Origin of the sequence: Moorena sp. SIO3H5 (genome assembly GCF_010692395.1) — a bacterium.
Lineage (GTDB): Bacteria > Cyanobacteriota > Cyanobacteriia > Cyanobacteriales > Coleofasciculaceae > Moorena.
The window spans coordinates 1,621-15,162 of sequence record NZ_JAAHHS010000029.1; the positions used below are offsets into that span (position 1 = coordinate 1,621).

The following is a 13,542-nucleotide window of genomic DNA, read 5'->3' on the forward strand; positions in this document are numbered from 1 at the left end:
AATTTCTGCCATCCATAGCTACTAAATGGGCTTTGAGGAGTGTAAAAAACTGCCGCTTGGCGTTGACCTATCTTAAGTAGGTGGTCAACTAAAATATCAGTTTCGTCTTCAGTAGTAGGTACAGTCCGAAATAAAAAATTTCGAGGGTTACTTGTGAGTTCTGTTGTCATCGCATAGGGAGCAATCAATACCAGCTTCCCATTTTGATAAGTATCTACAGCGGCAAGAGTTGTTTCACTACTCCAGTGACCGATGACTCCTAGAATACTCGATTGCTTCACCAATAAGCTTGCTCTTGCTTTCGCCTCCTCTTGACGATTGGCATCATCAGCAATTAAGACTCTGAGTCCAATCCTATTATTAATCCCTTTACGCTCAGGCCGTTGGCCAGGCTTCGCGCTCAGAAAATCTTTACCTGGAAATTGCTGAATCAGTTGGTTATTGTCTTCAAAGAGTCCCAAATTAACTTCCGTTTGAGCTTGGGCAATTCCTCGCATAATTTCTTTAGCAGCATTAGCATCTTTTACTGATTGATTTGGGTTATCTTGATTTGGGGTATCAATTATGGGAATTGTAACAGCTATTGTATAATAGTTTTTTCCTTCAGCTTCCAGTAGCGCATTATTCAAGTAAATTAAGGTTTCCGGATCCGCTCCATCCTGTTGCCAGGATTGTTTAAGTAACTTAACAGCTGTTGTATAGTGAGCTTTTGTCCAAAAGCAATTCCGAACTTTTTTCCTAGTTTCTTGACGCCAAATTCCTAAATAATTTCTGAATGGCTCCTGACACGTGGCTACTAACTTCACACTCCGTTCCTTTAAGTATGGTGCAGAGGTTGTATCCAGTATTTCTTCTCCATAACTAATCTTGTCTCCTAGTGGGTTAGGCTCTGTGGCAATTTTATAAATTCCATAAATGCTAAGGATCGCAACAGTTCCTAACGCTAATTTAATCAAAAGTTTAACTAATGATCCTGACACTGGCGAACGCCAAGGTTGTGCTTTAGGATGGTGATAAATCACCGGTAACCAGGTGGCGTAGGGTAATTTTTTCTCTAATCGATTCTCTAGATAATGCAGTCTTTTTCGTGCTAGTTTAACTGCCTTATGGAGAGACTTTCCTTGAGAAAATTCTTCCAAAAATAACCTGAGAAAAGTCTGGGCAACTTCATCGGGCACTGGCTCTTTCATAATAATGGCTTGTGGCATTTGTAATCTAGCTAGACGATTGGCTAAACCTAAGCCATCACAGCTATTAAATATAGCTAGCTTCAAGCCGTTTTTAATGGCTTGCTTGAGACCAGGAATTAAATCATCAATTATAATACTGTCTTCCTGATTAATATAAATTCGACCGGTTTCATCATTAGATTCGCTAGAACTATGACCAGCAAAAAACAGAATATCCCAGCCTTCTTTTTCCCAAAGTTTTTGGTCTAACTCCTCTCGTGTCGGTTCTACTAGAAAGCAAGAGGATGAGTCTAAATTAGAGACTTGCTGCCAATAGTTGCGGTCAGCTTCGATATCAATTCCGTCACTGTTACCAAGAATGGCTAATAGTCTGACTCGATTTCTCAGTTTAGTTTCTGGAGTTGGCTGGTATTCCAAGGGAATTAAACTAAATTCAACGGAGTCATGATTATTTTCCCATACATCCCAGAGGTGCCATGGTAATCGTTGAAGCTGAGGATTATCGGTCTGAATCAATACCCGAGTATCACGATGACGGCTTAACTCAGTTGTTAATTGATTTCTGATCTTGTCAAAGCCATCCGATTTAGAATTCAGCCATTGGTTAATATTGTTGCTTAACTCGTCAACCAATTGCTCACAGGATTTAACCGAAGAGATGTACACTCCTTTGGGAGTTAAGCGCGGCTTTCGGTAAAAATACTCTAAAGTACGATATCCTTGCTGCCAATCGGTGTATAGTTGATAAATTTCGGGGTTTGGTGCCAACCGACTCATAATTTTTCCTTCAGCTGACTTGTCTGTTGTTCCCCATGTCAAAGTGACTCGAATTCCACTATCTAGGTCACCATCTAGTGTTAAAATAATTACTCTATTCATTTCTATTGATTGCCGTATTTTGCTAGATTGCCAGATCCAATAACCTACAGGAGTCTGCTTGACTCTGATTCACTGACGAAAATTTGCATGTTGATGATTAGCGCTGTTACTCCCTCAGGATTTACTAGGAATTTTAATCCTAAGAATTGTAATTCAAACAGCGCTTTGAGTTATGGGGGTATGGGATTTAGGCAACTAGCATACTTTATAGTATATGGATAATACCATATTTTTGATATTATCCAGAAATATTTAAACTATCTTCACACTCATTTGAACAAAATCGCGACGCATTCCCCCACCTGGGCGTAGGCCACGCTACGGGAACGCCAAATCAAGACACCTTTTCATAAAACCTTATTTTTAGACTGAAGATAAATATATGGGTAGATTCAGGTAACTAGCATTGCACAAAAAAAGACAAACAATGATGAACCTTCAACAAACCCAACTCTATCAACGCCTTCAGGCATTTTCTTTAGATGACCCTGATGCCAAATTTCCCTTTAGCAAGCGACTAGCTCGGGAAAATCAGTGGAGTCTTAAATACACTCAGCGGGTAATTGATGAATACAAAAAATTTGCGTTTCTAGCAGTAGTAGCTGACCATCCCGTCTCCCCTATGGTGTTTACAAATTCAAAGGACGAAGCGATGCACTGAGGTCTTGGGGAGCCAGTTGCTCCCCACACTTTCCACACTTCCCTTACTCTTCCCCCTAAGCCGAAGTTCCTTATTATTGACGCAGGCAGCCTTCAACCGCCTATCTTTAGATGGCGGATGAAGGCAAGGTAGCGCTTTTAAGCGCCGTCTTCATCAATGAGTATTGTGATGAGGGTCATTAATATATTTCATAATGACTTTAGAACTGACACTACCTGCGGTTGTGTGAAAATATGAACGAGTCCACAAGCTTGGAAGCTTCAGCAGGTGAGGAAATTCTCGTCTTAGATAACACGATGACCTACCTTTGAAAGCTTGCACAACCTGGGTAATAGAATAATTGGGCTGATGACAAACGAACAAGTGAATGTGGTCGGGTGCTATTTCAACGGCTTTAATTTCCCATTCTTTCTCAATAGCCAATTCATAAAATATTTCTCTACAGCGTGTTGCGACATCCCCGATTAGGACAGGTTTCCTCCTCTTGGGAATCCATACTAGATGAACACACGCCAATCCCACTGAATGGTTATGATGCTTGTATTTTATAGACTTCAGTCTCATTGTTGAGTTGTTTGGCGAATCCTATCGACAACTAGATGGTACTGTGCTATGTTGATAGCAGCAAGCAAACAACCATATTGACTCGGTCGAATCAATGCTAGTTTTAGAGTACAAAGTCAAAGCCAAACAAGCTCAATATCAGGCTATTGATGAAGCCATCAGGACAGTTCAATTCATTCGCAATAAGTGTTTGAGGTACTGGATGGATGCACCCAGAGAAGCCAATATATTGCGTTTTGACTTAAACAAGTACTCAACAGAACTACGCAACGAATTCATTTTTGTTAAAGACCTTAATTCTATGGCTTGTCAAGCATCTGCTGTTCGCGAAGCGTGCGCGTTAGCGCATACGGGCGTGGTTGGCAATTTCTCGGTTTTACGACAATTGCAAGTATCATAAACCAGGAAAGAAAGGATATCCCAGATTCCAGAAAGACAACCGCTCTGTTGAGTACAAAACCACGGGTTGGAAGCTTCACCACACAAAGCGGCGTATCACTATTACTGATCAAAAAGGTATTGGTGAGCTGAAGCTTTTAGGTAAGTGGGATATTCATATCTATCCTGTAAAATCTATCAAGCGAGTTCGTTTAGTACGTCGGGCTGATGGCTATTATTGCCAGTTTTGTGTTGATATTGAGTGTGTTGATGCTCAGCCCAAAACAGGTCTTGAGATTGGGCTAGATGTTGGTCTGGAGTTTTTCTATACTGACTCCAATGGCTACCAAGAACCTAATCCCAGGTTCCTAAGAATTGCTGAATCTGACATCAAACAGGCTCAACGTCGCATCTATAAAAAGCAGAAAGGTTCGATTCGACGCCGTCAAGCCAGAGCTAGATACTCCAGAAAACACTTGAGAGTAAGTAGGCAACGGAATGAACATGCCAAGAGAGTGGCGCGTAACGTCTGCAAATCTAACGATTTAGTAGCCTATGAAGACTTAAGGGTTAGCAATATGCTCAAGAACCACTGCTTAGCTAAGTCAATCGCTGATGCTAGTTGGTATCAGTTCAGACAGTGGATAGAGTACTTTGCTGCCAAGTTTGAGAAACTAGCTGTTGCTGTTCCACCACACTACACTAGCCAACAATGCAATCAGTGTAAACGGGTAGTCAATAAATCTCTGTCTACTCGTACTCATGTCTGTCAGTGTGGCTGTCAGTTGCATCGGGACACCAACGCGGCTATCAACATTTTGCAGAAGGCAAAATCTAGGGTAGGGCATACCCGAAGTAACGCTAAGGGAGTAGCAACCTCTACTTTGCTTGGGGCAACCCTGGTAGAGCAAGTAGCTACGGTGAACTTAGAATCCCCGTCGCTAAAGCGCGGGGAGTGTCAATCTTGCTGTTTGTGATCACAAGAAGAATACTCAAGGGGCACAAACTCTAACCCAAAGAAGCTCTTCGGACAAGGCACGATATGAACTAATTCTCCAGGAGGATTCTTGCGATGACCGTTGGATGTAAACTCAATGGTTCCTGTTGCACCCTCGGCACTAAAATCAGGACTTGCTAATGTTTTCTGGATACCCTTACGTGTCGGTTTCTTTGACATTTCTAACGCCTTAATGAAGGTACGAGTGGCATCATAGGTCATAGCTGTGGTCGGATTTACTGATCCATACCACAATTTATCAGTGTCTTCAGTAAATTGTTGGTTGGGACTGCTTTGGGGATGCCAGGGAACAAATAAAACTACTTTCTCCAATAGCTTTGAATCTTCGATGCTTAGAGTCTGGGGACTGTAGAGAACCCATCCCCCTACTATCAAATTACGACTGTTGTTAGTTTTGATTAACTCAATAGAATTCTTCAAAGCATCAGTGATGTTACCATCTGGAAATAACACCAAGGGGGTTTCCCCATATTTCCTTACTTCCTCTAGGGCTTTGTTGGCGTTGAATTTACTTTTGGATAAATCATTCTCTCGGACTTTTATGATCTTTCCTCCCTTGGCTTGAAATTTTTGTTTGAATTTCTGCCATCCATAGCTACTAAATGGGCTTTGAGGAGTGTAAAAAACTGCCGCTTGGCGTTGACCTATCTTAAGTAGGTGGTCAACTAAAATATCAGTTTCGTCTTCAGTAGTAGGTACAGTCCGAAATAAAAAATTTCTAGGCTTAGTTCTGAGTTCTGTTGTCATCGCATAGGGAGAAATCAATACCAGCTTCCCATTTTGATAAGTATCTACAGCGGCAAGAGTTGTTTCACTAGTCCAGTGACCGATGACTCCTAGAATACTCGATTGCTTCACCAATAAGCTTGCTCTTGCTTTCGCCTCCTCTTCACGATGGGCATCATCAGCAATTACGACTCTGAGTCCAATCCTATTATTAATCCCTTTACGCTCAGGCCGTTGGCCACGCTTCGCGTTCAGGAAATCTTTACCTGGAAAGTCCTGAATCAGTTCGTTATTGTCTTCAAAGAGTCCCAAATTAAATTCCGTTTGAGCTTGGGCAATTCCTCGCATAATTTCTTGAGCACCATTGGCATCTTTTTCTGATTGATTCGGGGTGTCAATCATGGGAATTGTAACAGCTATTGTATAATAGTTTTTTCCTTCAGCTTCCAGTAGCGCATTATTCAGGTAAATTAAGGTTTCCGGATCCGCTCCATGCTCTTGCCAGGATTCTTTAAGTAACTCAATAGCTCTTTTATAGTGAGTTTTTGTCCAAAAGCAATTCCGAACTTTTTCCCTGGTTTCTTGACGCCAAATTCCTAAATAATTTCTGAATGGCTCCTGACACTCGGCTAGTAACTTCACACCCCGTTGCTTGGAGTATGGTGCAGAGGTTGTATCCAGTATCTCTTCCCCAGAACTAATCTTATCTCCTAGCTTGTTAGGCTCTGTGGCAAGTTGATAAATTCCGTAAATGCCAAGGAGCGCAACAGTAGCTAAGGCTAATTTTATCCAACGGTTTACAGATGGTGCTTCCTCTATAGGTGGTGCAGTTTCTTCCAATGATACTGACACTGGCCAACTCCAAGGTTTTGCTTTAGGATGGTGATAAATTACCGGTAACCAGGTGGCGTAGGGTAATTTTTTCTCTAATCGATTCTCTAGATAATGCAGTCTTTTGCGTGCTACTTTAACTGCCTTTTGGAGAGACTTTCCTTGAGAAAATTCTTCCAGAAAGAACCTGAGGAAGGTCTGGGCAACTTCATCGGGCACTGGCTCTTTCATAATAATCGCTTGTGGCATTTGTAATCTAGCTAGACGATTGGCTAAACCTAAGCCATCACAGCTATTAAATATCGCTAGCTTCAAGCCATTTTTAATGGCTTGCTTGAGAGCTGGCATTAACTCATTAATCAGAATACTGTCTTCATTATTAATATAAATTCGACCGGTTTTATCATTACATTCACTATAACTATGGCCAGCAAAAAACAGAATATCCCAGCCTTCTTTTTCCCAAAGCTTATGGTCTAACTCCTCTCGTGTCGGTTCTACTAGAAAGCAAGAGGATGAGTCTAAACTAGAGACTTGCTGCCAATAGTTGCGGTCGGTTTCGATATCAATTCCGTCACTGTTACCAAGAATGGCTAATAGTCTGACTCGATTTCTCGGTTTAGTTTCTGGAGTTGGCTGGTATTCCAAGGGAATTAAACTAAATTCAACGGAGTCATGATTATTCCATACATCCCAGAGGTGCCATGGTAATCGTTGAAGCTGAGGATTATCGGTCTGAATCAATACCCGAATATCACGATGACGGCTTAACTGAGTTGTTAATTGATTTGTGATCTGGTCAAAGCCATCCGATCTAGAATTCAGCCATTGGTTAATATTGTTCCTTAACTCGTCAACCAATTGCTCACAGGATTTAACCGAAGAGATGTACACTCCTTTGGGAGTTAAGCGCGGCTTTCGGTAAAAATACTCTAAAGTACGATATTTTTGCTGCCAATCGGTGTATAGTTGATAAATTTCGGGGTTTGGGGCCAACCGACTCATAATTTTTCCTTCAGCTGACTTGTCTGTTGTTCCCCATGTCAAAGTGACTCGAATTCCACTGTCTAGGTCACCATCTAGTGTTAAAGTAACTACTCTATTCATTTTTATTTATTGCCGCATTTTTGTAGATTGCCATATCCAATAACCTACAGCAGTCTCCTTGACTCTGATTGACTGACGAAAATTTGCATGTTGATAACTAGCGCTGTTACTCCCTCAGGATTTACTAGGAATTTTAATCCTAAGAATTGTGAGTCAATCAACGCTTTGAGTTATCGGGCTATGGGATTCAGGCAACTAGCAGACTTTCTAGTATAAGAATTATACCATGTTTTTTATATTACCCAAAAATATTCAAACTATCTTCAAATTAGTTTGAAGCCAGACTGCCGCTCTCATGGTATTGGTAAGCAAATATACTGCTACGCGCAAGTCAGCAAAGTGGCAACTCAGAAGTCAAAAGTAAGCTATGACTTGAGCTACCTAAATCATTTGTAAAATATGCAAAATTGTAAATTATTACTGGGAAAAGGTTATAGCGATCGCTTCGGCTAATATATTTTACGAATCATATAGAATTGCTATAAGTTTCAGAGTTTAGGAGCGATGCCTCAGGTGCGACCCGTGGCGAATTTAATTACGGGTCAAACGCACCAAAGCCCAACCTGCGGGGGTTTCCCTATAAGCGACTGCCGTGGTCTCCCCCACTCGCGCTTTGCATGGCTGACAATGTCAAACACCTTAATGCCTAGTGCTATATCAGGCTGCTGAGAAATGGGATTGACCGTAGATCACCCTACGGGAACGCAAAATCAAAACACCTTTTCATAAAACCTGGTTTTTGGGCTGAATATAAATATATGGGTAGATTCAGGTAACTAGCATTGTACAAGAAAAAACAAACAATGATGAACCTTCAACAAACCCAACTCTATCAACGCCTTCAGGCATTTTCTTTAGATGACCCTGATGCCAAATTTCCCTTTAGCAAGCGACTGGCTCGGGAAAATCAGTGGAGTCTTAACTACGCTCAGCGGGTGATTGATGAATACAAGAAATTTGCGTTTCTAGCAGTAGTAGCTGACCATCCCGTCTCCCCTTCTGACCCAGTGGATCAAGTGTGGCATCTACACTTGACCTATACCCATTCTTACTGGGGGGAATTTTGCCCAAACATTCTACAAACCCCCTTTCATCATCTGCCTAGTGGTGGTGGTGCCAGTGAAAAGTCTAAATTCGACGATTGGTACACTAAAACCCTAGCCAGCTATCACTATTTCTTTGGGGAAGCGCCACCAGTAGATATTTGGGCACCTGCTGATATTCATGTTAGTCAGCATGTCAATTTTGTGCGGGTAAACCCTCAGCAGCACTGGATTTTACCTAAGGTTAGTTGGTTTTGCCCCCCTGCCCCCCAAAATTGGGGGATAATGATGTCAAAGTCCCCCAGCGAGGGATTGCTCGCTGGGGGATTTAGGGGGCACTTACCTAAGGTTAGTTTAAACTCACTCCCCAACTTCAGCCTCAACCAATACGCGATTGTTTTCCTATTGTTCGTTTTGGCAGTAACCATCACAGGTTGTGAGTCATTAGCCTTAGTCAATAGCGCAAACCCACTTAATTTTACAGGACCATTATTTCTCGGGTTTTATCTAGTTCTAGTAAGTGCTGCGGTAGTCTTGGCCTACGGTTTACGTTGGTATCTACTACAACCAGCTTCCGATCCTGAGGGGAAATCCATCTCTCTCCATGCCTATGAGACAGCCTATTTAGTTGGTGGTCAACAGCGAGCCATCGATACAGCCATCGTTAACCTTGTGCAGGAGCAACATTTAAGACCTGTGCCTGAATACCGAGGGCTAGAATTAGTGAATCCTTTGGTTTACAAAAATGATCCCCTTGAGTTGAAAATTGACATTGGTGCTAGAACTGGTCAGACTATAACTCAAATTAGAGCATCCGCTGCATCCGCTACAGACCAAATACGCGATCGCTTAACCAATCTCAATCTCTTACTTACAGAAGACCAAGCCAAATCAGCCCAGCAATATCCCGCACTTCTTCTGTTTGCTGTCTTGCTCCTAGGAATCACCAAGATTATAGTAGGCATTTCGCGAGATAAGCCAGTCGGTTTCCTGATCATACTGTGCATCATCACAGCAATTATTGCTTGGCGCTTTCTGGTGGTACCAGTAAACTGTAGTCGTTACGGCGATAGTGTATTAGGAAACCTAAGAGCTACCCATGGGATGCTGCGAAACCCTAAAGACAAGTCTCAACTAGCCCTGGCATTTGCTCTATTTGGTACTACAGTTTTAAACCAATATGGTCTAGAAGACTTGCAAAAGCTATTTAATCCTTTAACCAATTTTGGTAATAGCAGTAGCAATAGCAGTAGCCGCCGTAGCCGTAGCAGTGGTAGAAGTAATCGCAACAATAGCGGTGGTGGTGGCTGCGGTAGCAGTGGCTGCGGTGGCAGTGGCTGCAGTAGCGGTGATAGTGGCTCCAGTAGCAGTGATAGCGGCAGTAGTTGCGGTGGTGGCTGTGGTGGTGGTTGCGGTGGCTGCGGTGGTGGCTGTGGTGGTGGCTGCGGTGGCTAAAGAGTTATAGCGGTTTCAGCGACTGTGAGGTACATCTCGAGCAGCCCTACTAGGGGAAAGAAATTTGGTATGTACCTCATCTAACTACAGAATCGCTATAGTTGATGGTTATCTTTGTGTTTTCCTATTCCCTATTCCCTATTCCCTATTCCCTATTCCCTGTGTCCAGCGCTATAATTTGCTTAAGTTTCATATTCATTTGACGCAATAGAAGCGAGTGGCTTGATCGTATTTAAAATCTGATCAGCCAGGGTTGCCTCCGCTAGTTCAAGCTCATAATGCTGCTGGAGGTTCAACCAAAATTGGGCAGTAGTACCGAAATATCTGGCCAGTCTCAGAGCCGTATCTGTAGTAATAGTTTTTTTGCCGTTTACGATGCCATTGATCCGTGTTACGGGTACATGGATATCCTGAGCCAGTTGATTCTCGCTAATGCCTAGTGGTTTGATAAATTCTTCTAGAAGAATTTCACCGGGAGTAATAGGGGTAAGTTTTGTAGTCATTAGTTTTTAGTAATTAGTGATAATCCACAATCTCAACGTCATAGGCATCTCCATTTTCCCACCTGAAACAGACTCGATGCTGGTCATTGATTCTAATGCTGTACTGACCCTGGCGATCACCCTTTAAAGCCTTTAGTCTGTTACCTGGTGGAACCCGCAAGTCTTTTAGGTCATAGGCCGCATTAAGCATTTTAAGCTTCCTGAGAGCAGATGTTCGGAAATTTGCAAATCGAGAGACGCTGTAGTTTTTGAAAAGCCGTTCAGTATCTTTGCAGCGAAATGATTGTATCATCAATAGTATATTCCGTTTTCCGTTGTCCTGCAACATGGAATACAGGGTATCGCTGCACTTGTCAACCCTCGAAGATGCAAATACTTTTTTATCCTTAAGTCAGAGCAATTAACTATTACCCTGATCAGCCGCCCGTCCTATGACTACACTCTTACCCCTGAGCCGAAGTTACCTATTCCAAACTTCAGCAATCCAACCCTTACTCTTGCTTTTGGTAATCACAAGAAGAATACTCAAGGGGCACAAACTCTAACCCATGGTCCTGGTTGGGACAAGGCACCACATGCACTAAGATTCGTGAGGGATTCTTCCGATTACCGTTAGCCGGTTCAAACTCAATTTTTCCCGTTAGCCCATCCGCACTAAAATCAGGACTTCTCAAGGTTTTCTGCATACCAAGACGTGTGGGATTATTCTGTTTTTCGATAGCCGTAATCAACACACGAGTTGTATCATAGGCTAAAGCAGACCGGAAAGTTAAGGAATTGAAAGATTTTCCCCATAAGGTTTGAGCATCTTGAGTAACTTGTGGGTTAGCACTATTTAAGTGATGCCAGGGCACAGAAACCACAAACTTCTCGAATAGATCAGGATTTTCAAGTGCTAGTGTTTTTGACCTGGCCATTCCCGAGGAACCCACTATCACATTACCACGATTGTTTTCCTTGATCATATCGATAGCATTAGTGACAGCATTGGTGACTTGACCATCGGGAATTAAAACAATAGCTGTTTCCTGAGTTTGTCGGATTTCCTCTATTGCTTGCTTAGCATTAAAGTTCTGCTTAGATATATCATCGTGTTTGATATTGACAATTTCTCCTCCTTGGTTAGTAAACTGCTGTTTAAATTCCTGCCAGAACGAGTGAGTGAATGGACTTTCTGGATTATAAAAACCCGCCGCTTTTTGGTGACCATTTTCAACCAAATAATCAACCAAAGATTGGGCTTCGATTTTAGCGCTAGCTACCGTCCGTAAGAAAAAGTCCCTAGGGTGCTCTGTCAGTTCTTCCGTTGTGGAGCCAGAGGAGATTAAAACTAGCTTATTCGTGTTATAAATATCCACAGTTGGTATAGTCATATCACTAGCATAGTGACCAACTACCCCGTAGATATTTCGTTCCTTGACTAGTGCTTTTGCCCTTTGGATCGCTTCTGATGGGATATTGGCATCATCAGCAATAATAACTTTGAGTCCCTTACCCTTGATCGATTTACCGTTTAAAATATCCTTTCCTGGTAATTTGTCATTATCCTGAAAAAGTTCCAAGTTAACTTCTGTTTGAGCGTGAGCGATTCCTCGAAGAATTTCTTGAGCTAGCTCCCGATTTTTGACAGAGCCATCCTTGTTTCTAACAATGGGTACCGCCACCGCAATGGTGTAGTAATCGGATTTAGTAGCGTCTAAGAGGGCATTATTCAGATAAATTAACGTTTCTGGGTCTTTGTCTTCCTCTTGCCAGGATTTAGAGAAGAAATTAACAGCGTCTTGATAGTTAGTCTTGCTCCACCAACATTTCTGCCATCGTTGCCAATTTTTTTGACTAAAAATAGCTAAGTTATCTCTCCAGGGAGTCTGACATGCTGCCACCAATTCAACACCCCGTTGCTTAAAACGTGGAGCAGAGGTTGTATCCAGTATCTCTTCTCCAGAACTAATCTTGTCTCCTAGCTTGTTAGGTTCTATGGCAAGTTTATAAATGCCGTAAATGCCAACAAGCGCAACAGTAGCTAAGGCTAATTTTATCAAACGGTTTACAGGTGATAGTTCCTCTCTAGATGATTCTAATGATTCTGACACTGGCCAACACCAAGGTTTTGCTGTAGGGTGCTGATAAATCACCGGTAACCAAGTGGCGTAGGGTAATTCATGTTGTATCGATTCCAGTCTTTGCCTAGCTACTCTGACTGCTTGCTCCAGGGGTTTTCTTTGGGTAAATTCTGTCAGAAAGAACTCCAGGAACTTATGAGCGACCTGATCAGGAATCGGCTCCTTCATAATAATAACTTGTGGAATTTGTAGCTCAGCCAGGGCATTGCCTAAGCCTAAACCATCACAGCTATTAAATATCGCTAACTTCAAGCCATTGTTAATCGCCGTTTTTAGAGCATGTTTTAACTCATCAATGGTTAAGCTATCGGTGTCATTAATATAAATCCGACCCGTCATCCGGTCTCTTTTTCTCTCGCTAGAACTATGACCCGCAAAAAAGAGGATATGCCATCCCAGGGCATCCCGCAGGGAAGCTTCTAACTGCTCTCGTGTAGGCTTGACCAGAAACTCAAGTAACGAGTCTTTACCAATTAATTCCTGTAAGTGTTGTTTATCTGGTTCAATATCAATTCCCTCACTGTTACCGAGAATCGCTAATACTCTGACCTGATCATTAGGAGGGTTTGCTGTAATTGTTTCGTACTCCAGAGGACTTAAGGTAATTTCAACAGAGTCATGATCGTTCCAAAAATCCCACAGGTGCCATGGGAGTCGCTGAAGCTGAGGATTATCGGTCTGAATCATCACCCTAATATGAGTATTCCTATCTGTATTGCTTCTTAACTGTGCTGCTAATTTATCCCTGATCCGGCGAAAGCCATGATTAGAGTTAAGCCATTGGTTAAGATTTTTGTTCAATTCATCAGCAAATTCCTCACATTCTTGTTTAGAAGAGAGGTATATTCGTCTGGGCTTTAAGCGGGGATTTCGGTAAATATACTCTAAATTAAGATATCGTTGCTGCCAATTACTGTAAAGGTGAGCAATTTTGGGATTTGGTGCTAACTGAGTAGTAATTCTACCCTCAGCTAACTGACCCTGAGGTCTCCATTCAAAGGTAACCCAAATGTCACTCTCTAGGTCACCAATAAGTCTTAATACAACTACCTTAGTCATGATGG

At 42.2% G+C, this 13,542-nt stretch carries 8 protein-coding genes and 1 pseudogene; 3 read left to right on the top strand and 6 right to left on the bottom strand.

The annotated features are described in order from the left end of the window. Nucleotides 1–2,069, bottom strand: a 2,069-nt coding sequence (locus F6K52_RS05185) for a CHAT domain-containing protein (protein ID WP_293075006.1), incomplete at its 3' end; no start/stop codon positions are given. 427 nt (nucleotides 2,070–2,496) lie between these two features. On the opposite strand from F6K52_RS05185, the gene F6K52_RS05190 reads away from it, so the two are divergent. Next, nucleotides 2,497–2,730, top strand: a complete 234-nt coding sequence (locus F6K52_RS05190; protein ID WP_293075008.1) for a hypothetical protein — start codon at nucleotides 2,497–2,499, stop codon at nucleotides 2,728–2,730. A gap of 153 nt (nucleotides 2,731–2,883) precedes the next feature. Here F6K52_RS05190 and tnpA read toward each other — a convergent pair whose 3' ends face one another. Continuing rightward, a complete protein-coding gene (gene tnpA, locus F6K52_RS05195; RefSeq protein WP_293075011.1) occupies nucleotides 2,884–3,294 on the bottom strand; it encodes an IS200/IS605 family transposase in 411 nt (136 codons plus the stop codon). A gap of 94 nt (nucleotides 3,295–3,388) precedes the next feature. Here tnpA and F6K52_RS05200 point away from each other — a divergent pair. Next, nucleotides 3,389–4,649: pseudogene (locus F6K52_RS05200) on the top strand (transposase). On the opposite strand, the gene F6K52_RS05205 reads toward F6K52_RS05200, so the two are convergent. Further along, nucleotides 4,631–7,354: an ABC transporter substrate-binding protein gene (locus F6K52_RS05205; protein ID WP_293075014.1), complete on the bottom strand. Its 2,724-nt coding sequence runs from the start codon at nucleotides 7,352–7,354 to the stop codon at nucleotides 4,631–4,633. The pseudogene F6K52_RS05200 and the gene F6K52_RS05205 sit on opposite strands and share 19 nt — an antisense overlap. Nucleotides 7,355–8,157: 803 nt before the next feature. On the opposite strand from F6K52_RS05205, the gene F6K52_RS05210 reads away from it, so the two are divergent. Further along, the gene (locus tag F6K52_RS05210; protein ID WP_293075017.1) at nucleotides 8,158–9,852 is read left to right on the top strand and encodes a TIGR04222 domain-containing membrane protein; all 1,695 of its coding nucleotides are present in this window, start codon (nucleotides 8,158–8,160) and stop codon (nucleotides 9,850–9,852) included. Between the two features lie 182 nt (nucleotides 9,853–10,034). On the opposite strand, the gene F6K52_RS05215 is transcribed toward F6K52_RS05210, so the two are convergent. The 3 genes from F6K52_RS05215 to F6K52_RS05225 form a co-directional block, all read right to left on the bottom strand. Next, complete coding sequence (locus F6K52_RS05215; RefSeq protein WP_293075021.1) at nucleotides 10,035–10,355, bottom strand: HigA family addiction module antitoxin; 321 nt, start codon at nucleotides 10,353–10,355, stop codon at nucleotides 10,035–10,037. A 13-nt stretch (nucleotides 10,356–10,368) separates the two neighbouring features. Continuing rightward, a complete protein-coding gene (locus F6K52_RS05220) occupies nucleotides 10,369–10,647 on the bottom strand; it encodes a type II toxin-antitoxin system RelE/ParE family toxin (protein WP_293075024.1) in 279 nt (92 codons plus the stop codon). 199 nt (nucleotides 10,648–10,846) lie between these two features. After that, entirely contained in the window at nucleotides 10,847–13,537 is a 2,691-nt protein-coding gene (locus F6K52_RS05225; RefSeq protein ID WP_293075027.1) for an ABC transporter substrate-binding protein, read from the bottom strand. Nucleotides 13,538–13,542 lie beyond the last annotated feature (5 nt).

Excerpts from the sequence above, each read along its gene's own strand:
- F6K52_RS05205 (WP_293075014.1), bottom strand. The coding sequence starts at position 7,354 with ATGAATAGAGTAGTTACTTTAACACTAGATGGTGACCTAGACAGTGGA.
- F6K52_RS05220 (WP_293075024.1), bottom strand. The coding sequence starts at position 10,647 with ATGATACAATCATTTCGCTGCAAAGATACTGAACGGCTTTTCAAAAAC.
- F6K52_RS05215 (WP_293075021.1), bottom strand. The coding sequence starts at position 10,355 with ATGACTACAAAACTTACCCCTATTACTCCCGGTGAAATTCTTCTAGAA.
- tnpA (WP_293075011.1), bottom strand. The coding sequence starts at position 3,294 with ATGAGACTGAAGTCTATAAAATACAAGCATCATAACCATTCAGTGGGA.
- F6K52_RS05225 (WP_293075027.1), bottom strand. The coding sequence starts at position 13,537 with ATGACTAAGGTAGTTGTATTAAGACTTATTGGTGACCTAGAGAGTGAC.
- F6K52_RS05190 (WP_293075008.1), top strand. The coding sequence starts at position 2,497 with ATGATGAACCTTCAACAAACCCAACTCTATCAACGCCTTCAGGCATTT.
- F6K52_RS05210 (WP_293075017.1), top strand. The coding sequence starts at position 8,158 with ATGATGAACCTTCAACAAACCCAACTCTATCAACGCCTTCAGGCATTT.